General features: G+C 51.2%; 25 protein-coding genes. 16 read left to right on the top strand and 9 right to left on the bottom strand.

From position 1 onward, the window contains the following. Nucleotides 1–38: 38 nt before the first annotated feature. Complete coding sequence (locus tag UC14_RS09635) at nucleotides 39–1,151, bottom strand: branched-chain amino acid ABC transporter substrate-binding protein (protein WP_013577468.1); 1,113 nt, start codon at nucleotides 1,149–1,151, stop codon at nucleotides 39–41. 403 nt (nucleotides 1,152–1,554) lie between these two features. Between UC14_RS09635 and panM the strand changes: the two genes are divergently transcribed. Continuing rightward, entirely contained in the window at nucleotides 1,555–1,935 is a 381-nt protein-coding gene (gene panM, locus UC14_RS09630; protein WP_013577469.1) for an aspartate 1-decarboxylase autocleavage activator PanM, read from the top strand. A gap of 77 nt (nucleotides 1,936–2,012) precedes the next feature. Here the strand turns inward: panM and rpoH are convergent, their stop codons facing one another. The 4 genes from rpoH to ftsY form a co-directional block, all read right to left on the bottom strand. Further along, entirely contained in the window at nucleotides 2,013–2,870 is an 858-nt protein-coding gene (gene rpoH / locus UC14_RS09625; protein ID WP_013577470.1) for an RNA polymerase sigma factor RpoH, read from the bottom strand. 317 nt (nucleotides 2,871–3,187) lie between these two features. Then, entirely contained in the window at nucleotides 3,188–4,168 is a 981-nt protein-coding gene (ftsX, locus tag UC14_RS09620; RefSeq protein WP_013577471.1) for a permease-like cell division protein FtsX, read from the bottom strand. Continuing rightward, nucleotides 4,168–4,830, bottom strand: a complete 663-nt coding sequence (gene ftsE, locus UC14_RS09615; protein WP_013577472.1) for a cell division ATP-binding protein FtsE — start codon at nucleotides 4,828–4,830, stop codon at nucleotides 4,168–4,170. Before ftsE ends, ftsX begins: the two co-directional genes overlap by 1 nt. A gap of 5 nt (nucleotides 4,831–4,835) precedes the next feature. Further along, nucleotides 4,836–6,317, bottom strand: a complete 1,482-nt coding sequence (gene ftsY, locus UC14_RS09610) for a signal recognition particle-docking protein FtsY (RefSeq protein WP_112197614.1) — start codon at nucleotides 6,315–6,317, stop codon at nucleotides 4,836–4,838. A 226-nt stretch (nucleotides 6,318–6,543) separates the two neighbouring features. Here ftsY and rsmD point away from each other — a divergent pair, with 226 nt between their 5' ends. The 4 genes from rsmD (at nucleotide 6,544) to UC14_RS09590 (ending at nucleotide 10,738) form a co-directional block, all read left to right on the top strand. Further along, nucleotides 6,544–7,155: a 16S rRNA (guanine(966)-N(2))-methyltransferase gene (gene rsmD, locus UC14_RS09605; RefSeq protein ID WP_013577474.1), complete on the top strand. Its 612-nt coding sequence runs from the start codon at nucleotides 6,544–6,546 to the stop codon at nucleotides 7,153–7,155. A gap of 1 nt (nucleotide 7,156) precedes the next feature. Further along, complete coding sequence (locus UC14_RS09600) at nucleotides 7,157–7,435, top strand: DUF1145 family protein (protein WP_013577475.1); 279 nt, start codon at nucleotides 7,157–7,159, stop codon at nucleotides 7,433–7,435. Nucleotides 7,436–7,644: 209 nt separating this feature from the next. Next, nucleotides 7,645–8,271, top strand: a complete 627-nt coding sequence (locus UC14_RS09595; protein WP_013577476.1) for a lysoplasmalogenase — start codon at nucleotides 7,645–7,647, stop codon at nucleotides 8,269–8,271. Between the two features lie 112 nt (nucleotides 8,272–8,383). After that, nucleotides 8,384–10,738 carry a zinc/cadmium/mercury/lead-transporting ATPase gene (locus tag UC14_RS09590; protein ID WP_112197613.1) on the top strand — a complete coding sequence of 785 codons (2,355 nt, stop codon included), beginning with the start codon at nucleotides 8,384–8,386 and terminating at the stop codon, nucleotides 10,736–10,738. 18 nt (nucleotides 10,739–10,756) lie between these two features. Here UC14_RS09590 and tusA read toward each other — a convergent pair whose 3' ends face one another. After that, a complete protein-coding gene (gene tusA, locus UC14_RS09585; RefSeq protein WP_013577478.1) occupies nucleotides 10,757–11,017 on the bottom strand; it encodes a sulfurtransferase TusA in 261 nt (86 codons plus the stop codon). Between the two features lie 238 nt (nucleotides 11,018–11,255). Here tusA and UC14_RS09580 point away from each other — a divergent pair, with 238 nt between their 5' ends. The 5 genes from UC14_RS09580 to glpT all read left to right on the top strand — a co-directional run bounded on the left by UC14_RS09580 (nucleotide 11,256) and on the right by glpT (nucleotide 15,864). Further along, entirely contained in the window at nucleotides 11,256–11,927 is a 672-nt protein-coding gene (locus UC14_RS09580; protein WP_112197612.1) for a 7-cyano-7-deazaguanine/7-aminomethyl-7-deazaguanine transporter, read from the top strand. A 125-nt stretch (nucleotides 11,928–12,052) separates the two neighbouring features. Further along, nucleotides 12,053–12,619: a DcrB family lipoprotein gene (locus tag UC14_RS09575; RefSeq protein WP_013577480.1), complete on the top strand. Its 567-nt coding sequence runs from the start codon at nucleotides 12,053–12,055 to the stop codon at nucleotides 12,617–12,619. Nucleotides 12,620–12,964: 345 nt separating this feature from the next. Then, on the top strand, nucleotides 12,965–13,810 hold the full coding sequence (locus UC14_RS09570) for a DUF3289 family protein (RefSeq protein WP_112152360.1): 846 nt from the start codon (nucleotides 12,965–12,967) through the stop codon (nucleotides 13,808–13,810). Beyond that, on the top strand, nucleotides 13,810–14,199 hold the full coding sequence (locus UC14_RS09565) for a DUF943 family protein (protein ID WP_112152361.1): 390 nt from the start codon (nucleotides 13,810–13,812) through the stop codon (nucleotides 14,197–14,199). The genes UC14_RS09570 and UC14_RS09565 overlap by 1 nt, the downstream gene beginning before the upstream one ends. Nucleotides 14,200–14,511: 312 nt before the next feature. Next, nucleotides 14,512–15,864, top strand: coding sequence for a glycerol-3-phosphate transporter (gene glpT, locus UC14_RS09560; protein WP_013577484.1), 1,353 nt, complete (start codon nucleotides 14,512–14,514; stop codon nucleotides 15,862–15,864). 49 nt (nucleotides 15,865–15,913) lie between these two features. On the opposite strand, the gene UC14_RS09555 is transcribed toward glpT, so the two are convergent. From UC14_RS09555 to UC14_RS09545, 3 genes are read right to left on the bottom strand one after another with little or no spacing between them, the layout of a single operon-like run. Then, a complete protein-coding gene (locus tag UC14_RS09555; protein ID WP_112197611.1) occupies nucleotides 15,914–16,990 on the bottom strand; it encodes an ABC transporter ATP-binding protein in 1,077 nt (358 codons plus the stop codon). A gap of 32 nt (nucleotides 16,991–17,022) precedes the next feature. Further along, nucleotides 17,023–18,387 (bottom strand): phosphomannomutase CpsG, encoded by a 1,365-nt coding sequence (locus UC14_RS09550; RefSeq protein WP_112197610.1) that lies wholly within the window; start codon nucleotides 18,385–18,387, stop codon nucleotides 17,023–17,025. A 54-nt stretch (nucleotides 18,388–18,441) separates the two neighbouring features. Next, the gene (locus UC14_RS09545; RefSeq protein WP_112197609.1) at nucleotides 18,442–19,476 is read right to left on the bottom strand and encodes a LacI family DNA-binding transcriptional regulator; all 1,035 of its coding nucleotides are present in this window, start codon (nucleotides 19,474–19,476) and stop codon (nucleotides 18,442–18,444) included. A gap of 267 nt (nucleotides 19,477–19,743) precedes the next feature. On the opposite strand from UC14_RS09545, the gene UC14_RS09540 reads away from it, so the two are divergent. The 6 genes from UC14_RS09540 to UC14_RS09515 are packed head-to-tail and all read left to right on the top strand — an operon-like array spanning nucleotide 19,744 to nucleotide 26,279. Continuing rightward, on the top strand, nucleotides 19,744–21,006 hold the full coding sequence (locus UC14_RS09540) for an ABC transporter substrate-binding protein (protein WP_112197608.1): 1,263 nt from the start codon (nucleotides 19,744–19,746) through the stop codon (nucleotides 21,004–21,006). Between the two features lie 3 nt (nucleotides 21,007–21,009). Next, nucleotides 21,010–21,879: a carbohydrate ABC transporter permease gene (locus UC14_RS09535; protein ID WP_112197617.1), complete on the top strand. Its 870-nt coding sequence runs from the start codon at nucleotides 21,010–21,012 to the stop codon at nucleotides 21,877–21,879. Between the two features lie 53 nt (nucleotides 21,880–21,932). Then, nucleotides 21,933–22,757 (top strand): carbohydrate ABC transporter permease, encoded by an 825-nt coding sequence (locus UC14_RS09530; protein ID WP_041673250.1) that lies wholly within the window; start codon nucleotides 21,933–21,935, stop codon nucleotides 22,755–22,757. Between the two features lie 12 nt (nucleotides 22,758–22,769). Beyond that, the gene (locus UC14_RS09525) at nucleotides 22,770–24,320 is read left to right on the top strand and encodes an alpha-amylase family glycosyl hydrolase (protein WP_112197616.1); all 1,551 of its coding nucleotides are present in this window, start codon (nucleotides 22,770–22,772) and stop codon (nucleotides 24,318–24,320) included. After that, the gene (locus UC14_RS09520; protein WP_112197615.1) at nucleotides 24,307–25,368 is read left to right on the top strand and encodes a glycoside hydrolase family 130 protein; all 1,062 of its coding nucleotides are present in this window, start codon (nucleotides 24,307–24,309) and stop codon (nucleotides 25,366–25,368) included. Before UC14_RS09525 ends, UC14_RS09520 begins: the two co-directional genes overlap by 14 nt. After that, nucleotides 25,365–26,279, top strand: coding sequence for a DUF1861 family protein (locus UC14_RS09515; RefSeq protein WP_112152366.1), 915 nt, complete (start codon nucleotides 25,365–25,367; stop codon nucleotides 26,277–26,279). Before UC14_RS09520 ends, UC14_RS09515 begins: the two co-directional genes overlap by 4 nt. Nucleotides 26,280–26,365: the final 86 nt, after the last annotated feature.

Raw genomic sequence — 26,365 nt, 5'->3', positions numbered from 1 at the left:
TCGCAGGGGAGGGAGCGGAGAACCACTTTGGTGCGGTTTTATTTGATTGGGGTAGACGTGCCGTCTTTATGCCACTCGAAAATACCGAATTCGAATCCTTTCAGGTCACCTTTTGCATCCCAGCTCAGCGGGCCCATCACGGTATCCACTGGCGCTGATTTCAGGTTTTTGGCGATATCTGCCGGTTCCATGCTGCCGCTGCGTTCCATACCGGTAGTCAGCGCCTGCAATGCGGCGTAAGTCGTCCAGACGAACGGACCGGTTGGATCCAGTTTCTTGGCTTTCAGGGCATCCACAATTGGCTGGTTAGCCGGTACCTGATCATAACGTTTTGGCAGGGTCACCAGCATGCCTTCAGAAGCATCACCGGCAATGTTAGACAGTGAGGAGTTGCCCACACCTTCCGGGCCCATGAATTTAGCTGCCAGACCGGCTTGTTTTGACTGACGCAGGATCTGCCCCATTTCCGGGTAATAGCCGCCGAAATAAACGAAATCGACGTTTTCTTTCTTCAGACGCGCCACCAGTGTGGAGAAGTCTTTGTCGCCTGCGGTCACGCCTTCAAACAGGACAACGTTGCCGCCGCCTTTTTTCAGCGCATCCTGTACAGAGCGGGCCAGGCCTTCACCGTATTGCTGTTTATCATGCACCACGGCGATACGTTTTGGTTTGATAGTGTCGAGGATGTATTTCGCTGCGGTCGGGCCTTGATCAGAATCCAGGCCAGTAGTGCGCATCACCATTTTATAACCACGGGTGGTCAGGTCAGCGTTAGTCGCCGCCGGGGTGATCATCAGCACGCCTTCATCTTCATAGATGTCGGAAGCGGGCTGAGTGGAAGAAGAACACAGGTGACCGATCACGTAACGAATACCGTCGTTGATCACTTTGTTGGCAACCGCAACGGCTTGTTTCGGATCACAGGCATCGTCATATTCCACGCCAACCAGTTTGTCGCCCTTCACGCCGCCTTTGGCATTGATATCAGCGATCGCTTGTTTTGCCCCCGTAAACTCCATGTCACCGTACTGGGCGACCGGACCTGACATAGCACCGACAATGGCGACTTTGATGTCTTTTGCGAACGCCGCCTGACTCATTGCTAATGCAATACACCCTGCCAGCCAGATCTTACCCTTTGTTACTTTCATCCGATTACCCCGTTCATGTGTGTGTTGTGGTTTGCTCTTTGTTGCCTGTTCAAAACATCATCACTTAGGAAATTTAGTATAAGTAATAACGAGTTACCGGCTTATTTCGTCTTATTTTCGAATAAGACTTTATAATTCATATCATTAAACAGGAATTTTCTTCTGCAAATCAAATAGCACAATCAGAAATATGAGGTGTAAACAGAATTTTATTTGGCTGAAAAGGCGGTGTAGATTTAAACAATCAGTCGTTAACACTGGCTTTATTGATTAAAGCCAACATTTATCGCTTATGCAGAGATCACTAAAAAACTTTTCGACCTGTTACTGTACAAAAAAAGTTACGCCCGATTTCTAGTGGATTCCGCTACACTGACGCTCCCTTTTTCTGACCTTGCGCATCATGAAATTAACTATCCAAAAACTGACGTCGCTCAGCGTGCAGGACCTGATCGACCTGGCAAAAATCTGGCCGGAGCAAACTGAAAGTGACTGGCAAGCCAGCCTGCAAAATAACCGCGCGCTGTTCGCTGCGGTGTTTAATGAACGCATTCTGGGCGCAGTGAAAATCAGGCTCGACGGTAATCAGGCTGAACTGAGTGATTTGCTGGTGCGCGAAGTCACGCGCCGTCGCGGTGTCGGATTGTATCTGATGGAAGATGTGCAGGCGCAACTGCCGCAGGTGGAAAGCTGGACGATGAAAGCGGATCCGGAACCCGTGCTGGATGCATTTATGCTGGCCTGCGGTTTTGTACGTGAAGGCAATGTCTGGAAAAAATCCTGAGCACAGCCTGCCCGCGCGGATTTTCAGTCATAAAAAAAGCGACCCGAAGGTCGCTTTTTCGTTTTGCGTTGCGGGGATCAGGCTTCGATCGCCATACGCAGTTTTTTCATCGCGTTCTTTTCCAGCTGACGAACACGTTCTGCAGACACACCGTATTTATCGGCAAGCTCCTGCAGGGTCGATTTGTTTTCGTCGTCTAACCAGCGGGCACGAATGATATCCTGACTGCGTTCGTCCAGACCTTCCATTGCAGAGGAAAGTTTGTCGGTGGCGTCCTGATCCCAGTTATCTTCTTCGATAGTTTCTGCAAAGTCAGAACTCTTGTCTTGCAGATACAGCATCGGTGCCATCGCTGCGCCGTCGCGTGGTTCATCATCCGGCGTCGGATCAAACGTCATGTCCTGTGCGGCCATGCGTGATTCCATTTCCAGCACATCTTTGCTCGTCACACCCAGTTCGCGGGCGACGTGCTCGACTTCGTCGTGGCTGAACCAGCCCAGACGCTGTTTGTTCTTACGCAGGTTGAAGAACAGCTTACGCTGCGCTTTGGTGGTAGCGACTTTCACGATGCGCCAGTTACGCAGCACATATTCGTGAATTTCCGCTTTGATCCAATGCACGGCAAAGGATACCAGACGGACACCGACTTCCGGATTAAAACGGCGAACCGCTTTCATCAGGCCGATATTCCCTTCCTGGATAAGGTCTGCCTGAGGCAAACCGTAGCCTGAATAGTTGCGGGCAATGTGAGCAACAAAGCGCAGGTGAGACAGGATCAGCTCTTTCGCTGCTTCCAGATCACCGTTGTAATGCAGCCGTTCAGCCAGCGCCCGTTCTTCCTCTGCGGTGAGCATAGGATAGGCATTGGCCGCCCGAACATAGGCTTCCAGGCTACCTTGGGGTACTAATGCTAAAGTGCGCATTTCTTTGGTCATTAAAGCCTCTCATGTATGACGTAATGCAGGTTTTATACCACGTTGCTGCGGGATGATACCGCGACATTGCTGGCCTTAAAGGCGACAACAAAGCAACGCCGAGCCCTTCATATTCGCTGCTCTACGACCACGAATTTTACATAAAGTTCACGGAAAGATTCAACAGTCTGAAGACTGTAAGTGACAGACTGACTATTGGATAGTGAATTTGTGCCATTACGGGGAAAGCAGGAAAATGATGTGGCGGGCTGACCTGAAACAGCTTCCCCCTGAGACACAATTACTGAGCCGCAGGGGGACATTATAGCAAATTATCACTACTGTGGTGTAAATCGCCGTAAATGTTGAACCGTCGCCAGCCAGGCGGCAATCCAGCCAATCATCGCGGAAACGATCAGCAGTAACAGGCTTTCGTCCCAGCCCAGACCATGCAGGTCAAAGGTGGTGCCGAAGACCTGCGCAACCTGCGTCACCACGCTCTCAAGCCGCAACACCAGCACTTCCGAGAGGATGAGTGATAACAATGCACCGGTGAAACCGAGCATCGCGCCACCGTTGAGGAACGGCCGCAAAATAAAGCCATCGGTCGCGCCAATCAGCTTCATCACGTTAATGGTATCGCGGCGGCTGAAGATGCTCAGTCGCACACTGTTACCAATAACGAGGAAGACGGCGATCACCATCAGAATGCCGATCATCGCCGCAATCTGCCCGACCAGACCGGTCAGCGCCGCAAGACGGGCAAACCAACTGTCGTCCATCCGCACTTCATCCACGCCATGCACAGCCGCCACGCGGTCGCGCAAGGTGCTGAGTGTCGCAGAGTCCTGGAAATTCATTTTAGGCGTGATGATCGCCACCGCTGGCAACGGGTTTTGCTCCAGCATATCCATTGCGCCGCCAAAGCCTGACCAGTTGCGGAATTCACCCATCGCCTCTTCACGGGAAAGATAATTAACTTTATCCACGCCCGCTTCGGTTTTCAGGGTTTTGACCACGTTTTCTGCGGCGTCATCATCCAGCGCTTTATCGAGATAAACGGTCAGTTGTGGCGTCGGATACCACTGCTCCGCCGCCGTACTGACGTTTTTCCACACCAGATAACACACGCTCGGCAGCGTCAGGGAAATGGCGATTACCATCACCGTCAGCAGCGTCGCCAGCGGCTGACGCAGCATGTCAGCCAGCGCGTTCATCCAGGCATAGCGCCACTGTTCGCGCCAGCCGCCCTGCAACGCTTTGCTTTTTGCGGCACGGGCGCTTTTTGCGGTTTTAGCCGGATTCGGACTGTTCGCCATTAGTACACCCCTCCCGACATACGCCCCTGACTCAGCGTCAGCGTGCGGTAATTACGACGGGCAATCAGACCCACATCATGCGTCGCCATCAGCACGGTAACGCCGACGCGGTTAAATTCTTCGAACAGACGCAAAATGCCTTCCGACAATTCGCCATCGAGGTTACCGGTCGGTTCATCCGCCAGCAGCACTGCGGGCTTGTTCACCACCGCACGGGCAATGCCCACACGCTGTTGTTCACCGCCGGAAAGCTGTATTGGCAGATTCTTGGCTTTATCCAGTAATCCGACTTTATCCAGCGCAGCCGACACGCGGCGGCGGATATCTTCACTGCTTGCACCGGAAATGATCAGCGGCATCGCCACGTTGTCATACACGGTACGATCCATCAGCAGGTGGTGATCCTGAAAGATCATGCCGATCTGACGACGCAGGAACGGCACTTCGCTGGATTTCAGGCGGCTGATATCATGACCGCCAAACAAAATGTGTCCTGCACTCGGACGCTCTATGCCGCAAATCAGCTTCAGCAGGGTACTTTTACCCGCGCCAGAGTGTCCGGTCAGAAATGCCATTTCTGCTTGCTGGATATGAAAATTGACGCCCTGAAGCGCCTGTCGTCCGCCCAGATAAGCTTTACTGACCTGTTCAAAGCGAATCATCCGTATTAATCCTCTCGGGCAAAAAGTGCCTCAATAAAATCGTCTGCCTTAAACGGCCTTAAATCTTCGATACCTTCACCGACACCAATGTAGCGGATCGGAATGCTGAACTGATCGGCGATGGCAAAGATCACGCCGCCTTTCGCAGTGCCATCCAGTTTAGTCAGCGTTATCCCGGTCAGCCCGACGGCTTCGTTGAATAATTTGGCCTGACTCACTGCGTTCTGGCCGGTACTGGCGTCGAGCGTCAGCATCACTTCATGCGGTGCGTCTTCGTCGAGCTTCTTCATCACACGGACGATTTTCTTCAGCTCTTCCATCAGGTGCGTTTTGTTTTGCAAACGCCCGGCGGTATCAGCAATCAGCACGTCGATATTGCGGGCTTTCGCCGCCTGAATGGCATCGAAGATAACCGACGCGGAATCAGCACCGGTGTGCTGCGCAATCACCGGGATCTTGTTACGCTGACCCCAGACTTGCAACTGTTCAACGGCTGCGGCACGGAAGGTGTCGCCTGCTGCCAGCATCACAGATTTACCCTGTGCTTCAAACTGGCGCGCCATTTTACCGATGGTGGTGGTTTTACCGACGCCGTTTACGCCAACCATCAGAATGACATACGGGGTTTTCCCGCTGACATCCAGTGGCTCGTCAACTTTCGCCAGTATTTCGGACATTTCTTCCTTCAGCTTGCCGTACAGCGCATCTGCGTCTTTCAGTTGCTTACGCGAGGCATGTTCAGTCAGTGAAGTAATGATTTTTCGGGTGGTTTCGACGCCAACGTCGGCGATCAGCAGCTGTTCTTCCAGCTCCTCAAACAGATCGTCGTCGATTTTCTTACCACGGAACAGACCAACGAAACCGGAGCCGAGATTCTGCTTGGTTTTGACCAGGCTGCGTTTCAGACGGGCGAAGAACCCTTCTTTGGTCGGGCGTTCCTGCTCGGTTTCACCGGCGGGCAGCACCACAATCGGATCCAGCGCCACAGGTAAGGGTTCTTCCACAGCGACAGAATCATCAATCGAATCAATGGCGTCCTGACGCAGATCTTCGGCAATTTCTTCTGCCGATTCAACAAATTCGTCTTCAGCGATATCTTCAACAACGGCAGGCTGCGCGGCAACCTGCTCAGTGATGTGAACAATTTCTTCTGCCAGTTCAGCGGCGGCCTGCTCGCGAACCGGTTCAGGTTTGTCTTCCGGCTCAGGCTCTGTCAGCGGTTCGGGTACAATTTCCGGTTCCGGCTCAACAAATGGCTCGGGTTCAATTTCAGGCTCAGGTTGAACGTGTGCGGCCGGTTCAGTTTCAGTTTCTGCTTCAACTTCAGGTTCTGTAACAGCCTCGCGAGCTACCGGGACTGCCGGTTCTTCCGTCAGTTGTTCTTCGACAACCGGCTGTTCTTCGCGTGTTTCTTCCTTCTGCTGCTCTTCTTCCTGACGGCCACGACCGAACCAGGAGAAGAAACCGCGTTTTTTATCTTTTGCCATTTTACAACTTCACTCCTCGCCGTTAATGACTGGCGAACGGATTATTAATAGGGTTATGGTCAGGCAGTCTATCACTTTCCCCTGCAGGCAACACGCCCGCGTATTGAATTCCGCTGGTTTTTCAATCGACAATGTTAAACATTTGCCCATTGCCCGCACACCGGTAGAATAGCCCTCCAAACGATAGGCAACGAAGCCCGACGGCTTTGGATGACACAAGCGAACTATGGCAAAGAAACCCAACACGCCCGCCGCAGGCCAGATCCGAATTATTGGCGGACAATGGCGCGGACGCAAACTTCCGGTCCCTCACAGCCCGGGGCTGCGTCCGACCACCGATCGCGTGCGCGAAACGCTGTTTAACTGGCTTGCGCCAGTTTTACAGGGCGCACATTGTCTGGACTGTTTTGCAGGCAGCGGCGCACTCGGTCTGGAAGCCTTGTCACGTTATGCGGCCAGCGCGACATTGCTGGAGTTTGAGCGCCCGGTTGCGCAACAGTTAGAGAAAAACCTGGCGCTGCTAAACGCCAGTGATGCGAAAGTATTTAACGTCAATGCCCTGAACTGGCTGGCAAAAGCCGGAAGCGCCTTTGATGTGGTTTTCCTCGATCCGCCTTTCCGCAAAGGCATTCTGCAAGACACCCTGAACCTGCTGGAGCAAAACCAGTGGCTGGCCGATGAAGCCTGGATTTATGTCGAAACAGAAGCCGAACATGACACGCTGGATGTGCCTGCCCGCTGGCGCTTACACCGTGAGAAAGTCGCCGGACAAGTTGCTTATCGTCTTTATCATCGCGATGTGACGCCTGAAACCGGCTCACCAGAACAGGAGCAGTAAGATGTTGATCAATATTGGTCGGTTGTTGATGTTATGTATTTGGGCTTTTCTCGCGTTTAACCTGATCCACCCGTTCCCGAAGCCGATCAAATACTTTTTAGACGTGGCAATTGTCTTCATGTTCTTTATGCATGGCCTGCAGGTGATGCTGCTTAAAGCCACGCAGGGCAAGGAAAAGGACACCATCGGGCCGTGGCTGCAAACCCGCATCTTCCTGTTCGGCGTCTTCGAACTGATGGCGTGGCAGAAAAAACAGCCTCCGTTGCCAGCCAAAAAGTAATCCCCGCTTTTACGGCGCGCCCTGCGCCGTAAATTCCCCCTATCCTAAACCAACATTCATCAGACCCGCCGTTACGGGGATTTCTGATTGTCGCCGCCATGCTCTCTCTCCTACACTGAAAGCAAGTTCAGGAAAACAGGATGTGTTTTCCCGCAAGCAGACCCTGACATCGGTTTTATGTTCTGTTCTGAAATATAAAAGGATAAACAATGAGTTGGCCATTCCTCGCTGTATTTTTCTCTGGCTGGTTGTTCGTTGACGCCAGCTATCGTGGCCCGCGCTGGCAGCGCTGGGTCTTTAAACCCGTCACCTTACTATTACTGCTGTTGCTGGCCTGGCAGGCGCCGACACTCAACGTTTACAGCTATCTGATCTTACTGGGTCTGGCGGCGACACTGGTGGCAGACAGCCTGTTACTGCTGCCTGAAGAACGCTTCATGTACGCCATCGGTGCCTTCTTCCTGTCGCATCTGCTGTATACGCTGAGTTTCGCCAGCCAGATGACCATCACCTTCTTCTGGCCGCTGCCGCTGACGTTACTGATCATCGGGGCGATACTTCTCGCAGTGATCTGGACACGGCTGGCGGAGCTGCGATGGCCAGTGACCACTTACATCGCCATGACCCTGCTGATGGTCTGGCTGGCTGGCGAACAGTATTTTGCCCGCAGTACCGACATGGCGTTTTCGCTGTTCTGCGGCGCAGCGCTGTTACTGCTGGGGAATATTTTCTGGCTGCTCAGCCGATACCGCTTCACCTTCCGCGCCGCCGACGCGCTGGTTGCCGCCTGTTATTTCGGCGGGCACTTCCTGATAGTCCGGTCGTTATACCTGTAATATCCCACAGCGGAACCGTTCTGGTTCCGCTGATAAAATACTTGTTGACCTTAGAGCCGACTCCAACGTTTACACTGGGGGTAATTCCACTCGGTTTCGAACCGGAGGCTTTATGATCCCACTGCAAAAAAACAACACCTGTCGCTGCGGATGTCAGGGCAAACATACCCCTGCACTGCGTATCAACAAAATTGGCGCTATTGCGCAGCCCGGCACACATCCGGCTGGCTGCTGTAGCGAAAAACCCCCGCTGGCGGTTTCCGCCTGCTCCACCACTGACAGCTGCTGTGCGCCAAAAACAGGTGAGCACTCACATACATCGGACGATGGCAACGCCGAAGGTTCGCCGGGCGAAGACGAACCCGCCTCACCGCTTTCCGGCAGTCAGCAATACAGCTGGAAAGTACAAGGTATGGACTGCCCTGCCTGTGCCCGAAAAATTGAAAAAGCCGTTTCAGGTATTGATGGTATCAGCCACGCTAAAGTGCTGTTCGCTACTGAAAAGCTGGTGATTGATGCAGGTTTTGATATCACCCAACACGTGCAAAATGCCGTTACCGCCGCAGGTTTTACCCTGCAATCGCTCGACAAACCGCAGGAAAAACCCACCGCCGAACCTTCCCGTTTGCAGGAAGCGCTGCCGCTGATCGCTCTTTCGGTTCTGATGCTACTGAGCTGGGTGCTCGATCATTTCAATCCGCAGATGGGTAACATCGCGTTTATCGCCACGACACTGGTCGGGCTCTGGCCGGTACTGCGTCAGGCGATTCGCCAGACCCGCGCCGGTTCGCCATTCGCCATCGAAACGCTGATGAGTATCGCCGCGATCGGCGCACTCTTTATCGGTGCGACAGCCGAAGCCGCCATGGTTCTGTTGCTGTTTATGGTGGGCGAACGCCTTGAGGCTTTTGCCTCCAGCCGGGCACGCAGCGGCGTAAAAGCGCTGATGGCGCTGATCCCGGATACCGCTGTCCGCATTGTGAATGGCAAATCTGAAACCGTGCCGGTCAGCAGCTTGCGTCCCGGCGATATCATTGAAATCGCGGCAGGTGCACGCCTGCCTGCCGACGCTGTTTTACAAAGCGCCGCCAGTTTCGACGAAAGCGCGCTGACCGGCGAATCAGTTCCGGTGGATCATCTGCCCGGTGAAAAAGTCCCCGCAGGCAGCCTGTGCGTTGACCGGCTGGCACGCCTCGAAGTGGCTTCCGCGCCGGGCAACAGCGCCATTGACCGCATCCTGCAACTGATTGAAGAAGCCGATGAACGCCGTGCGCCGATCGAGCGTTTCCTCGATACTTTCAGCCGCTATTACACGCCGGTCATTATGCTGATGTCGTTGCTGGTGATTATCGTGCCGCCACTGGCGATGGGGCTATCGTGGGAAACCTGGATTTACCGCGGGCTGACGCTGCTGCTGATTGGCTGTCCGTGTGCGCTGGTGATTTCGACGCCAGCAGCGATTACATCCGGGCTGGCAGCAGCCACGCGTCAGGGTGCATTGATTAAAGGCGGTGCAGCGCTGGAACAGCTGGCGCTGATTCAAACCGTTGCCCTGGATAAAACCGGTACGCTGACCGAAGGCAAACCTGAAGTTACCGACGTTTTACTGCTGAACGGCGCCAGCGAAGGCGAAGTATTAAGTCTGGCATCAGCGGTGGAAGAAGGTTCGCATCACCCGCTGGCGCAGGCGATTTTGGCCCGTGCAAAAACCAGTAATCCGCTACCGCTCACGGCGCAGGATCGCCGCGCGCTGGCCGGTTCCGGCGTGGAAGGCCTCGTTTCAGGCCGCAAAATTCAGGTGCTGGCACCGAAAAGTGTGGCTGAAAACAGCCTGACAACTGAAACCCTTGCGCAAATTACTGACTGGGAATCCAGCGGAAAAACCGTGGTGGTGGTATTGCAGGAAGAAAACGCGATCGGGCTGATTGCCATGCAGGATCGTCTGCGGGATGACGCGGCCGAGGCATTGCAGAAACTCAAAGCGCTCGGCGTGTCGGCGGTCATGCTGACCGGCGACAATCCGCGGGCGGCGAAAACCATCGCTGACCGGCTCGGCATTGATTTCCGTGCGGGCTTACTGCCTGCGGATAAAGTCTCAGCGGTCACCGCGCTGAATGCACTGAAACCGGTAGCCATGGTCGGTGACGGCATTAACGATGCGCCCGCCATGAAAGCCGCGACTATCGGTATTGCGATGGGAAGCGGAACGGACGTCGCGCTGGAAACGGCGGATGCAGCACTGACGCATAACCGTCTGAGCGGGCTGGCGCAGATGATCAGCCTTTCGCGTGCTACACGGGCGAATATCCGTCAGAACATCACGATTGCGCTCGGGCTGAAAGCGATTTTCCTGGTCACCACGCTGATGGGATTGACCGGATTGTGGCTGGCGGTGCTGGCGGATTCCGGCGCAACGGCGCTGGTGACCGCCAATGCGTTAAGGCTGTTGCGCAATAAATCGAAATAAACAACACGGGCTGAGCCATCAGCCCTGTTTTTCTGCCAACCCTTTGCACAGCAAATAGCGGTACGGCACGCTTTCGGTATCCGACGCCAGCAGCGTATGTTCCATAAAACGGCAGAAACCGGGGATATCGCGGGTCGTCGCCGGATCATCGGCGATGATCAATAACGTTTCGCCGTCTTGCATGGTGCGTACCGCTTTACGAACCATCATCACTGGCTCCGGGCAACGCAGACCCAACGCATCAAGCTGATGGTCAGGATTGATAAAGGGGTCGGTCATTTCGTGTCTCAACATCTACATACGTGAATGGGCGGTTGTTTGGCAAAGGCGGATAGTTTAACCCGCTGGTTTTCTGGCGCAACAAACACGGCTCATTGCGCTAAAATTAACCGGTAGATCTGTTGCGCAAACGGTGCGCAAACAGGTACTATGCGCGCCGCACGCCATTACGGGTGCGAAAGTAAAAATTTTCTTGGGTTCCCTCACCCCAATTTATTCATAAAAAAAGGTCACATATATGTACTCTTTTACTGCTCAGCAGCGGTTTTCCGCGCTGATATGGGTTTCGCTATTCCACATCGCCATCATCACCTCCAGTAACTATCTGGTTCAGTTACCCGTTTCCATTTTTGGTTTCCATACCACCTGGGGCGCGTTCACTTTCCCGTTTATTTTTCTGGCTACCGATCTGACCGTCCGTATATTTGGCGCGCCGCTGGCACGACGGATTATACTTTCCGTGATGGTGCCTGCACTGGCCATTTCCTATGTCATCTCGGCGTTATTCTTTGAAGCGCAATGGCAAGGCGTGGAAGCGCTCAGCAGCCTGAATATCATGGTCGCGCGTATCGCCACCGCCAGTTTTATGGCGTATGTGCTGGGGCAAATTCTTGACGTTCATGTGTTTAACCGCCTGCGCCAGAACCGCCGCTGGTGGATAGCACCGGTCGCCTCGATGTTCCTCGGCAATATCAGCGATACCCTGTCCTTCTTCTTTATCGCTTTCTACAAAAGCAGCGATGCCTTTATGGCACAGCACTGGGTAGAAATAGCGATGGTGGATTACACCTTCAAGGTGCTGATCTGCCTGGTGTTCTTCCTGCCGATGTACGGCATGCTGCTGAATATGCTGCTTAAGCGTTTATCAGCACAAGGAAACAACCCGCATTCCGCTATCAGTGCGCACTAAACCGAGTCGCCGGGAAGACACAAATCGCGCCATAATCTGACTTGCATTTGTGGCCTGAATAGGTTGCCATAAAGGCTGTTAAGTCAACATGTAAGCCTGGTGAACAGGCCACTTAAGGAAGCCCGATGCGTAATATCGCGAAAATGATGGGAATGGCAGTACTGATCGCCGGTCTGGCTGCGTGTGACGGTAAGTCGACCGATGCACCTGCCGCAGATAAAGGCGCACCAGCGGCCGCAGCCACGGCAGCCACCACGCCGGTCAGCCTGCTGGACGGCAAAGTCACCTTCTCCCTGCCGCAGGGAATGAGCGACCAGAGCGGTAAACTGGGCACACAGGCAAATAATATGCACGTGTATGCAGACAGCACCGGGCAGAAAGCGGTGATTGTCATTTTGGGTGATAACACCCCGGAATCACTGGACGTTCTGGCGGGTCGTTTACAGGATCAGCAAAAAGCGCGCGATACCAATCTGCAAGTCGTCACCAATAAATCTATTCAGGTCAACGGCCAGACATTGCAGCAGTACGACAGCGTGATCACTTCTGCTGGTCAGAAAGCCTATTCGTCTATCGTTTTGGGCAAGGTCGACAGCCATCTGCTGACCCTGCAAATTACTCTGCCTGCTGATAATCAGCAGCAGGCGCAGACCGATGCGGAAGCCATTATCAGCACACTGAAAATTCAATAATTTCAGACCGTGTGAAAATATCATGCGGGGCTCAGGCTCCGCTTTTTTTTTTTGCCTTATGCTGTTACTCAATCTCACAAACCCCGCCTGCGTTTTATCAGCGTAAACAGCTATCGTTTTATTATTTAGAATGCAGTAAATTTATATTGAACAGAGAGTAATGCATAACATCAAAATATATATTCACTAATACTCATTACAAAATTGAATAATTAACTTAAGGAATAAGTTATGAGTTGTAGTTATTTTACTATCAATGGTGTATGACACCTATAAGAATAAACACCGGAATATTAACTACGAGATCTGATAATTGATGTTAAAGCAGTTAAGGGAGTAACCTTTATGACTAATGCTGTATTTCCCCAGACGATATTTACGACACAGCGTCGCTTCAACGATTACCGTGCCAATGACATGCGTTATGGTGACATATCCGGGGACAGACTTAAAAGAGAGTTCGGCTTGAAAAATATATCAACTGTGGTTGATCCGTATACATTAACCCGGCTGACAGCATTTGATAATCCCCAGTCCAGGTTTGCGGGTGTCTATCGTGGCGCTCATCGCGGTGGCACAGTCAGTAATAAGGAATGCGCCCGGTTGTTATTCAAGGAGATGCTGACGTGTTCTCTTCCCTATTCCTTTGTGGGTTCCTACCAGTATTTAATTAACCAGATGCTCAGGCATTTTCAGCATTCTACAGGAACGCCTTTTAATAACGGGCAACTTAATAATGCATATCATCAAAAGCTTCGTTCTGATCACACTGCAAAAAATACCAGGTCTATTATGCAGGAAGCGATTGGGTTATTCATTGATTACAAAAGCAAAGGTATTGCGCAGGAGAGATTGAAGGATATTAAATCTGCGATCAGAGGTTCAATTCTTCCAAAATTTGATTCCCTCGTGCTTGATAAAATAAATGGAATGGGGATCACTATTCATAATGTCCATGCAACGAAAATAGACATCATCAGTCTCCACGTAAGCGAGCGAAACTGGAAAGCCTGTGTCAGATTTACAGGTCAGGATCACTTCGGTCTGGATATTGACGATATACGCAAAAAGGAATTTAATCAGTTTCAGTTTTTTAAAATATGGTTTGTCCTGCAACGGTTTGACAAATTCGGTTTTCGACCATTTTTGACAAATATGGAAGCAGTAATTGATATGGAAGGTAATTATTGATGCGCATTTTTGTAATCGTATTTCTGGTCGCGCTGCTGGCCTGTTTTTACTATACCTTTGTTGGTGACAAAGATGTAGCTGTTATAGATGCGCATTATGATGGAAGCACTGTACAGATCATCGTTGATGGACTGCCCTCCACTGAATCGGAAAAGATTGCCTGGTGGCAGAATAATCAGGATAAAATTAGAGGTAAATATCACATTCCTTCCGGCAATACGGGTCCATTTCTGATAATTGTGTATGCATTCGGAGAGGGATACAAAGAGGCGGGGAAGGAAGATCGGCTCTGTTTTCGCTATATAAAACCACCCCAGAATTGCATTGATAAAAACATACTGATGATGATTTGGCGCACCCGTGAGGGTAGCGTCAGGTATGAATTTTAATATGTAAAAAATCGGAAAAAAACTTAAAAATCACACATCAAAATTAAAAATGTCTGACGATTTAGAATGAGTCTTTTGATATGTCACGAACCTGCCAGGCGGAGCTCAGGCTCCGCTTTTTTTGTTTCTTATTGTCACCCTCGCTCACAAAATCGCCTCCCTCTGTAATGAAAATGTAACATTTTCGTCATAAATCACAGTTCGTTTGTGCGCGAATGGCTAAAATGATGTTCGTTTTGGAACACATTGGCTCCGCCATTTCGTCCGTGGCTCATGATGAGTCCGCCCTGATTTATGCCATCGGAGGCATTTATGCTCAGTATCTTTAAACCCGCGCCCCACAAAGCTCCTGTTGATGAGGCTCACGTCGATCCGCTGTACCGCCGTCTCCGCTGGCAAATCTTCATGGGGATTTTCTTCGGTTATGCGGCCTACTATCTGGTGCGCAAAAACTTCGCGCTGGCCATGCCTTATCTGATTGATCAGGGCTTCTCCCGTGGAGACTTAGGGTTCGCACTGTCCGGGATTTCCATTGCTTATGGCATCTCAAAATTCATCATGGGTTCGGTGTCTGACCGTTCGAATCCGCGCGTATTTCTGCCCGCTGGTTTGATTCTGGCGGCGGCCGTGATGTTGTTTATGGGCTTCGTGCCGTGGGCAACCTCAAGCATTGCCATCATGTTTGTGTTGCTGTTCCTGTGCGGCTGGTTCCAGGGCATGGGCTGGCCGCCGTGCGGACGTACGATGGTGCACTGGTGGTCGCAGAAAGAACGCGGCGGCGTGGTGTCGGTGTGGAACTGTGCGCATAACGTCGGCGGCGGTATTCCTCCGCTGCTGTTCCTGCTCGGTATGGCGTGGTTTAACGACTGGCATGCAGCGCTGTATATGCCTGCCTTCGGCGCAATTCTGCTGGCGGTGTTTGCCTTCATGACCATGCGCGATACACCGCAATCCTGTGGTCTGCCGCCCATTGAAGAATACAAAAACGATTATCCGCCGGACTATGTGAAAGAGTCCGCCGAGCAGGAACTGACGGCGAAACAGATTTTCATGCAGTACATTTTGCCGAACAAATTGCTGTGGTATATCGCACTGGCTAACGTCTTTGTCTATCTGCTGCGTTACGGCATTCTCGACTGGTCACCAACGTATCTGAAAGAAGTGAAGCATTTCGCGCTGGATAAATCCTCGTGGGCGTATTTCCTTTATGAATACGCTGGCATTCCCGGCACGCTGCTGTGTGGCTGGATGTCGGACAAAGTTTTCAAAGGCAATCGTGGTGCCACCGGCGTGTTCTTCATGGTGCTGGTGACTATCGCTACCGTCGTTTACTGGCTGAATCCGGTCGGCAATCCGGGTATTGATATGGCCTGTATGATCACCATCGGTTTCCTGATTTACGGGCCGGTGATGCTGATTGGGTTACATGCGCTGGAACTGGCACCGAAGAAAGCAGCCGGTACCGCCGCAGGCTTTACCGGACTGTTTGGTTATCTGGGCGGCTCGGTCGCGGCCAGCGCCATTGTCGGTTATACCGTGGATTATTTTGGCTGGGACGGTGGCTTTATCGTGATGATCGCCGGTTGTGTGCTGGCTGTTCTGTTGCTGTTACTGACCATGCTGAGTGAAAACAAACACAAAGCGCAGCTGGCTAAAAACATCTGACTTTGATTTATCTTCGTCGTAAAGGCACTGGAAGGTGCCTTTTTTGTTTTTACGCGGCGTCGGGAAGGATGCGCCTGCCTGCTTCATCAAACAGTAAAACACTGGCAGCATTAAACCCGAACCTGAGCGGTGTGTTTTTAGCAAAGGAGAGCTGTTTCGACGATTTCATTTTCAGGATGTGCTCACCAACGCGCGCATATACCAGCGTGGAATCACCCTGCAATTCAGTGAAATCAACCAAAACTTCAAATGCATGATCCGTCACTTCATTCAGGCGCAACAGCTCAGGGCGGATGGCCAGCGACACCATTTGTCCATCCTGCGCCGCCGGGAATTTATCCTCCAGCGGGTACATCGGCTGGCCGTCAATACTCAGCTGGCGGCCGACGACTTGTGCCGGGATCACATTGATTTTCGGCGTACCGATAAAACCGGCGACGAACAGGCTGGCCGGGCAATTATACAGCTCAACCGGCGTGCCAATTTGCTCAATGTGACCTTTGTTAAGCACCACGATCCGGTCCGCCAGTGTCATGGCCTCGACCTGATCGTGGGTCACGTAAATCATGGTGTTTTTCAGACGGGCATGGAGCTGACTGATTTCCTGACGCATCTGCACACGCAGCGCGGCATCAAGGTTCGACAGCGGTTCATCAAACAAAAAAACTTTCGGCTGCTGAACAATGGAACGCCCGATAGCGACGCGCTGACGCTGTCCGCCGGAAAGATTTTGCGGTAACCGGTCGAGCATGTCGTCCAGCCGCAGGATCAGGGCCGCTTCGCTTATGCGTCGGGCAATTTCTTCCGGCGGCGTGCGGATATTTTTCAGACCAAATGCCAGATTCTGTCTGACGGTCATGTGCGGATAAAGCGCGTAGGACTGAAATACCATCGACAGACCGCGCTTCCCGGCGGGTAAATCCGTCACATCAGTTTTTTCAATGTGAATAGTCCCGTCGCTCAGCGCATCCAGCCCGGCAATCATGCGCAGTAACGTTGATTTCCCGCACCCTGACGGACCGACCAGTACCAAAAACTCACCGGAGTGGATCTCCAGAGACAAATCGGGGATCACGACAGTTTTGTCATAGTATTTTTTGATATTTTTGAGTGTTAAGCCTGACATAACGTTGTCCTTTAAAAGAAAAAGATGAGCGGTTACGCCCCGGCAAGGGCGAGCAGTTTTCCGGTGATTTCAGCTAACAGCGCGGTGGATTGTCGGGTTTCGACGTTGAGGCGCAGGAGCGGCTCAGTATTGGAAGCGCGTAAATTAAACCGCCAGTTATCGAATTCCATACTCAGCCCGTCAGTCTGGCGGGTACTTAGCGCCAGATGTTGGTAATGGTCGCGGACACGGCTGATGGCCTCAGCGGGTTGACTGACGGAGATATTGATTTCGCCGGATACCGGGAAAAGGGCTTTACGGGCAGCAATCAGTCCGGACATTTTCCGGCTGCACTGGCTGAGATGTTGTAGTACCAGCAAGGCCGGGATCATCCCGCTGTCGCAGTAACCAAAATCGCGGAAATAGTGATGGGCGCTCATTTCACCGCCGTAAATAGCGTTTTCACTGCGCATTCTTTCTTTGATGAAGGCATGGCCGGTTTTGGTTTCGATGGCGATACCGTGTCTGGCGCTGACAATGTCGCGGGTATTCCAGACCAGACGCGGATCATGAAGGATTTTTTCGCCGGACGAGCGTTGCAAAAACAGTTCAGCCAGCAATCCCACAATGTAATACGCCTCAACGTATTCACCCTGTTCATCAAAGATGAAGCAACGGTCAAAATCACCGTCCCAGGCAATGCCCAAATCCGCCTGATGTTCACGCACCGCATCGCATGTCGCCAGTCGGTTTTCCGGCAACATCGGGTTGGGAATACCGTGGGGGAAAGTGCCGTCCGGCTCATGGTGAATTTTTATTAGCGTAAGGGGAATACCGCGTGCCAGAAAGGCGTGTTCCAGCGCATCCAGCGTCGGGCCAGCCGCACCGTTTCCTGCGTTAACCACCACCCGCAGCGGCCGTCCGAACGGTAACGTTAAATAGCTAAGCAGATGATCCAGATAAGCGCGGCGGTTTGAAAGCTGCTGATACGAACCGGGCTGGGCCACCGCCGAAAACAGATGATTTTCGGCCAGTGCCTGAATATCGTGTAAACCGTTTTCGCTGCTGACAGGTCTTGCATCCCGTCCTACCAGCTTCATACCGTTATAATTGTCCGGATTATGGCTGGCGGTGATCTGAATTCCGCCATCAGCCTGCAGGGAACGGGTGGCAAAATACACCTCTTCGCTGCCGGTCATACCAATATCAATCACGCCGCAGCCCTGATCCATCAGTCCGCGCGCAACGGCCTGCTTGAGAGCCGGTGATGTCAGGCGAATATCACTGCCCAGCACCACCCGTTTTGGGCGATAAAAATGCGCAAATGCACAACCGATACGGTAAGCAATATCCTCGTTTAATTCGCTGCCCAAAACACCGCGTATATCGTAAGCTTTAAAACACCTTAATAAGGCCATATTTCATCCTGAAAATAGACATAAGTACTTGCGTCTTTATGGCCCCACCGGGAATCAGGTAGAACCACGTATAATTAACGTAAACTCAAGGTCGAAGTGAATATTATTTTTCCCCTCCAGCAGCAAGGCCGCGGCTATCTCACCTTTTCTAACCGGATCCTGGGCAATGGTAGTGAGCCCGATTTCATTCTCTGGCCGGGGAATATTATCAAATCCGGTAATCGCGATATTTTGCGGAACACGTAACCCGGCCTGCCGGCAATAATTAATCGCACCTTGCGCAAAGCGGTCAGACAGGCAAATAAACGCGGTTATTCCCGGATTTATTTTAAGTAATTCCTGCGCGGCTATTTCGCCAAACATCTCGTGATGGCTTGTTTCACAAAGAAAGCAATTATCGAGTTCGATATTCCATTCGCGGAAAGTCTCCACGCAAGATTTCACCCGGGTGATCATAACGTCATTATCGCCTGAAATATCCTGACTCAATGGCACGACACCCTTACGCCCCTGCAGTGAAGGAAATGAAATAATGCCGAATTCACGGTGTCCTTTTTCCAGCAGGTGCAGGCAAATTTCCCTCATCGCCCGGTAGTTATCAATGGAGACACTGCTGTGCGGGGGAATTTTAAAATCCGTGGTCACCACAGGCAGATTTTTTGACAATGCCTTAGCGATAATCTGGTCATTATTGTGTGTCGCATTAAGGATATAGCCATCTACCGCAGTGTTAATCACACTGGCCCGCGCGCCCTGTCCGTTATGCAACGGGATCAGGATGATGCTGACACCTTTCCGGTCACATTCACCCGCGATGCCCTGCATGAGCTGCACGTCATGGCTGTCAGTAAAAACATAACTCAGCGTGTCATTGAAGATAATGCCAATCGCATCCGACCTGCCGGTACGTAATGCGCGCCCGATATTATCAGGGCCGTAGAAATTAACGGAATGCGCATAATTAATTATTCGTTTTCTTAAGGATTCAGATAACTTTCCCGGATTATTAAATGCATTCGACACCGTCGTATGCGTCACCCCTAATTCACGGGCAATCGACTTTAAGGTTATCTTACTCAGTTTACACACTCCTGAATGCTTTGAATAAATGAAATCCCCCGTCTGAAAAACCCTTAATTCGCCAATATATACTCACAGAAAACAGGCTATTGCAATGAATATATAAAATAAAGTTTAACGTTAAACAAAATCATTTCTGTGACCGTAATAACGTTTACTGATTGTATGTCCATGCTAGCGTTTAAAATAGAAGTCCACTCATAAAAATATAATATAAATAACTATTAAATATAATGATGAATTATTAATAACAACCTAATGGAAATAGGATACAGCATGAAAATAATGAAACTGGCTGCACTTGCAGGTATCACGTTATTTCTTTCGGGCTGCGGGCCTGAGGAGAAAGATCAAACCAGCATTAAAATGTGGATAGCGCCTAATGTTACTCAGGAAGTGTATTGGGGCGAGGTGGTAAAAGAATGGAACAGTAATCCGGCCAACAGGAAGGTGGAATTCACGCCAATACCGGCTGCGGGGAGCTCTGAAGAAGCCATTATGAACGCGCTGGCATCAGGCACTGAGCCCGATATATCCACCAATATTTTTATCGGCTTCGCGAAACAGTTATCTGAACTTAAACAACTCAATGACTACGCCAAAATGCCCGGTTTTCAGGAACTGGTTGAAACCCGACATATGGGGAAAGCCATGGCATCATGGCAGTTCGAAGGGCAGCAAAATGTTATCCCGATTTATATCAGCCCGGTCGTGTACTGGTGGCGCAGCGATCTGCTGGCTGAGCAAGGTTTTGATCATGTGCCGACCACCTATGATGAGATTTACACGCTGTCAGAACGGATAACGCAAAACCAGAAAGGTTACAGTCTGCAAATCACCAGCGGCAAAAACTGGTGGGATCGCTGGTTTGACTTTATTCCGCTGTATTACGCCGCCTCTCAGGGCAGCCCGTATATTCAGGATCACAAATCCAGCTTTGATAACGAAGCCGGACAACAGACCCTCACCTTCCTCAACAAAATGTTTGCGAACAAATGGACCAGCTACGACTTCACCGCCGCAGACGATCCGCTGGCAGCGGGAACCGTGCTGGGCGCGGTACGTGGTCCATGGGATATCGACCGCTATCAGAAACAATTTCCCGAAGTGTTAAAAACCATCCGTATCGGCCCGATGCCGACACAAACCGGCGAACCCGGCGTTGCCACCATGGCTGACAGCAAAGGGATCGTGATGTTCAGTACATCAAAAGTGCAGGCCGACGCCTGGAAGTTTATTCAATGGGTATACAGCGATCCTAAACATGACCGACGCTGGCTGGAACTCACCGGCATGCCGCCTGCCCGGGAAGATCTGCAAAGTAATCCGATTTTTGAAGAGTATCTGCAACAGCACGCATTGGTTAATGCGATCGCCTCCTACGTGTCGAAAGCGGTTCCGCCAGCACCAGTCACTAAAACCGTTGAAGTCCAGCGGACGATGACGCAAATGATTGAAAATTTGGTGTTTAAAAATAGCCCGATACCCGAGGTGATTCAGGCGTCCTCACAAGAGATCGACAAAACGCTGGAGCAGTAAGTGATGATAAAAATGAAAGAGTCATCACTCGGAGGCCTTCTGGCCTCCACTTACCTCGGATATTCGCTGGTATTCTGGCTTTATCCTTTTCTCTGGCTGGCGGTGCTGAGCTTTACTGACTGGAAATTTATTGGCGCACCGTCTTTTAACGGCGTGAAGAATATTATCGCCGTCATGCAGAATCCCTTATTCTGGACGGCGATGTATAACGTATTTAAATTTCTGGCTTACTATCTGCCCATTGTCCTGGTGTCTTCATTATTATTCGCGTTCGGATTAAGAAAAATAAAATATGGCAAAGCGTTTGTTGCCCTGAGCTTCCTGCTCGCCAATGTTTCATCCGGCGTGGCGTATTCCATTGTATTTTCCAAACTGTTCAGTGAAACAGGACCGATAAATACGTTCCTGATGGACATGTTTGGCGTTAACGTCCCGTGGTTCACCCATCCGAATTTCGCCATGTTATCGATTGCCCTTATTATCACCTGGAAATTTGTCGGCTATTACGGCCTGATTTTTTATTCCGGGCTGATTACTATTCCCAAAGATATTTACGATGCCGCCGATCTCGATAAAACCACGGGCCTCGGAAAAATATGGCATATCACATTGCCCCTGATGAATGCCCAGATAGTCATGGTGCTGGTTCTCGCGATCACAGTAGCGTTCAGTATTTTCACCGAACCCTATCTCATCACCGGAGGCGGTCCGCTGAAAAGCACCACCACGCCAATGGTGGTGATGTATGAAGCCGCCTTCCGGCAGATGCAGCCAAGCTGGGCCGCTACCATGTCAATTATTGTCGCGCTGTTCAGTTTCACATTGATCTGGATATTGCGCCGGTGTCTGGAAAAGAAAATCGAGATCGTATGATGAAGACACAATCTGTGGAGACGGGAGCCGTCGCTCCTGTACAAAAATTTTTACTGAAACAAACAATCAGCTCCGTGGCGATCCACCTGCTGATGTTTGCGCTGGCCATCACCTGGTTATATCCGTATTTGTGGATGTTAATCGGTTCGTTTAAAAATACAGCCGATATTTATACGACATCTCTTTTTTCCGGCCCGCTGTCATTCGATAATTATATTTTCCTGTTTGATGGTACCGGTAAAGCGGAAAAACCCTTTCTGCGCACATTGTTTAACTCCATATTCATTACATTAACCATAACGGTATGCGTCACGCTGAGTTCCTGTTTAATTGGTTATGCGCTGGCAAAAATGGAATTTAAAGGCCGGGATATTTTCAAAAACCTGCTTATCCTGCAAATGGTTTTTCCGGCTTTCATGTTTATTATTCCGCATTTCGTGCTGATGCGTGAACTCGGCATGATTAATTCCTATGGCGCCCTTATTTTACCGTTTGTGATGAATGGCTGGGGGATTTTTATGATCTCGCAGAGTTTTAAAGGCACGCCAAATGACTATATTCATGCCGCAAGGTTAGATCATGCCGGTCTTATCAAAATATTGCTCCATGTCATGCTGCCCCTCAACAAATCGATTCTGGCTATCGTCGCGATTTTTACTTTTACCAGCGCCTGGGACAATTTCCTCTGGCCGCTGATTGTGATGCAGGATGCCAACAAAATGCCGCTTTCAGTGCTGCTGGCAACGTTCAGTAAATCCTATGGCATTTATGTCGGCCCGGTACTGGCGGGTTCGGTAGTGCAAACCTTACCAATCGTCGTTTTGTTTATCCTCTTCAGGAAGCATTTCCTGGAAGGGATGTCGCTTTCACTTAAATAACAGGCCTGAATGATGGACAACCTGAAAACATGGCAGGACCGGGTATTTTATCAGGTGTATTTACCCTCGTTCTGCGACGGTAACGCTGACGGATTAGGCGATTTCCTGGGGCTGGTTTCTAAACTGGATTATCTGGCTGAGCTGGGCATTGGCGGCATCTGGATCACCCCCTTTTATCCCTCTCCGCTGGTGGATAATGGTTACGACATCAGTGATCACTGCGCCGTCGATCCGCGCTTTGGCACAGTAGACCTTTTCGATGAACTGATTGCGGCCTGTCATCAGCGCGATATCTTGCTGGTCATCGACGTGGTGATTAACCACGTTTCGGACCAGCATCCGTGGTTTCAGGCGGCGCTCCGTCAGCCGGACAGTCCGTTCCGTGACTTCTTTTTCTTTCGTGAGCAAACCAACAACTGGACCTCTTTCTTTGGCGGTTCAGCCTGGACGCAGGAACCCGGCGGGACGGCCAGTTACTACCATAAATTCTCGCCTCAACAGGTATGCCTGAACTGGTCCAATCCCGCCGTTGAGCATGAGATCCAAAAAATCTTCGATTTCTGGATAGCGCGCGGCGTCGACGGCTTCCGGTTTGACGTGATTAATTTTCTGACCACTGACGGTATCGGGGAAGATCATCCACCCGTTGAGGCAGGCGCAGAGCCCCCTCATGATAAAGATATCAATCAGCCCGGTGTGCTCAGCGTGGTGAATCGCCTGTGTCGCCATATCCGTGCGCAAGGTGAATTCCTGCTGATTGGCGAAGTGGGCAGTGATGAATTACCGGCAATGGCACCTTATCAGGGCACAGAGTTGCTGGACGTGGTGTTCAATTTCAACCTTGGCAGCCAGAAACGCTTCGATATTGCAGCGATCTTCGCCGAAATACAGGCAATGGAAAACACACTCTCCGGTTTACCGACACTGTTTTTCTCCAGCCATGATATGTCACGCATGATCAGCCGTTTCGGTGAATCACCCCGCGATATTCCCCGCGCTGTAGCCGTTTTTGCCCTGCAAATGACCGCCCGGGGTTTGCCTTTTATCTTCCAGGGAGAAGAAATCGGCATGACCGATTTTGTCCCGCAGAATTTGCAACAGATGCGGGATATTCAGGGAATCACGCACTATCACACCGCTATTTCACAGGGCATGCATGAGGAGCAAGCGCTTACTTATGCATTACCTTTCTGCCGCGATGCCTCTCGTTTACCTGTCCCGTGGACGCCAGCCGATGCTCGTGAAAGCCAGATTAACGTCGAAAATGAGAGTAAGTGCTCACAATCAATTTTGACCCGTTATAAGCAGCTGATCCACATAAGAAATACACACCCTTCCCTTCAGCGTGGCCACTATCAGTACCTCACGCTGTTTAAGCAATGCCTGATTTTCCGCCGCCAGCTGGGTGTGGAATGTCTGGAAGTGATGATCAATTTCGGTCCGCCTGTCGTCAACGTGGGCTATGCCGACGGCAATTCAGTCTTGTTTGGCACGGATGAACCGCTGCTGGAAAAAAACCAAATTCTTATCAAAAAGGTAAACCATGAAAATGCTCAGAAGTGAAAAAAATCCGCTGTTAGCACCTGCTGACGTTGCACCTTCCCAGCCCGGCTGGAAGGTCGATTGTGTTTTTAACGCAGGCGTATGTTCGTATCAGGGTGAAACCCTGCTGTTGCTTCGTGTCGCGGAAAGCGTGATCTCAACGGATGCTAATTGTCTGGAAGTACCGCTTCTGGTGAACCAGCAAAACGTCTGGCGGGCGGGCACGAAACGTTTTCGACGTGACGACCCGGCCTATGATTTCAGCGACCCGAGAATGATTGCGCTGAAAGCTGACCCTTCAGTGATCTGGCTGACCTCCATGTCGCATCTGCGGTTAGCGCGTAGTCAGAATGGCGAAGATTTTAGTGTTGATGCACAGCCCTTTTTGACCGCTGATACGCAATACGAACAATTTGGCTGTGAAGATCCGCGAATTACGCTGATCGATGGCGTTTACTACATCAACTATTCGGCCATTTCGCCGTATGGCATTTCCACCGCGCTGGCGACGACCACCGATTTTGTCACGGTAGAAAAACAAGGCGTGATTTTCTGCCCCGATAACCGCGATGTCTGCTTCTTCCCGGAAAAAATTAACGGCAAATATCAGGCGCTGACCCGTCCTTCACCCAAACATTTTGGTAAGCCGGAGATCTGGATGTGTGAATCACCGGACATGCTGCACTGGGGCAATCATCGCCATTTACTCGGCAGTGCTTCCGGCGACTGGGATGCGCTGAAGCTGGGTGGTGGCGCACCGCTGATGAAAACGACGCGCGGCTGGTTGCAGATTTATCACGGCGTGGATAAAGACCAGCGTTATTGCCTCGGCGCGATGCTGCTCGATCTGAATAATCCGTCCAACATCCTCTCCAGGTCTCCAGTGCCGCTGCTACAGCCTGAAGCGATATATGAGAAAGAAGGATTCTTTGGCAACGTGGTGTTCACCTGCGGCGCATTGCTGGAACAGGATTTGCTGAAAATTTACTACGGCGCAGCCGATGAATGTATCGGGCTGGCGACAATGCCGCTCGATGCCTTATGGGCGCATCTCGGATTGCCGCTGTGAGCAGGGTTGAAACATTACTCCGGCAATTTCGTACTCTGAAATTGCCGGTACCCGCCGGAGAAAAAATCCAGTTCTCCGGCGCAGGAGACGACGATGTTTATAACCTGACCGCTCCGTTTCAGTGCGGTGATACTTCGGTCATTGCGGCTCGTGTCGAGCCCAGAAACTCCGAGTTATCACAGGTAAAATTTTTTGCATTTGATGGCGTCCGCCAGTGCGAATTACTGCCCGACGCGCCGGTCTTCGCTCTACAGGATCCGTTTTTTGCCCGGATCGGCGGGGAGTTTATTTTTGGCGGGGTGAGTGTTGAACCGGCGGATGACACCAGCGGGAGACTGCGCTGGAAAACCGTGCTGTACCGGGGGACCGATTTGTATTCCCTGCGCCCATTTTTTATCGGGCCTGAGGGCATGAAAGACATCCGTCCGGTGGGTTTACCGGACGGAAAAATATTACTGTTTACCCGTCCGCAGGGTGAAACCGGCGGACGGGGTACCATCGGCTATATTCTGCTGGATTCACTGGAGGATCTGACCCTGGGCAAGATAGCTCAGGCGACATTGTTGCAGGGACAGGTCGCCGCCGAAGAATGGTGCGGCGTGAACGCAGCTTATGTTCTGGATGGCCACCAGATCGGTGTGCTGGGACATGTCGCCCGTTTCGATGCGCAGGGGCACCGGAACTATTACGCCTGCTCGTTCATTTTCAACTACCAGACGTATCACCGGACAGCGCTGAAAATCATCGCTGAACGCAACCAGTTCAAACCCGGAGCCGCCAAACGTGCTGATCTTGAAGACGTTATTTTCCCCGGCGGCCTTTGCATTACTGAGTCATCCGTGCCCCGGTTATATTGCGGAACCAGTGACTGTGAAGCGCAATGGATTGGAATTAATAATCCTTTCCTATAACGGAATAAGATAATTTACGGGTGAATTTCACTAAATCACTTATCAGCACGACTCCGAAATAAATTCACACGCCCTCAATACCATTA

Source organism: Rahnella sp. NRRL B-41462, from assembly GCF_003263525.1.
GTDB lineage: Bacteria > Pseudomonadota > Gammaproteobacteria > Enterobacterales > Enterobacteriaceae > Rahnella > Rahnella aceris.
Note: the sequence above shows the minus strand (reverse complement) of the source record. Positions and strands in the feature narration are given on the sequence as shown.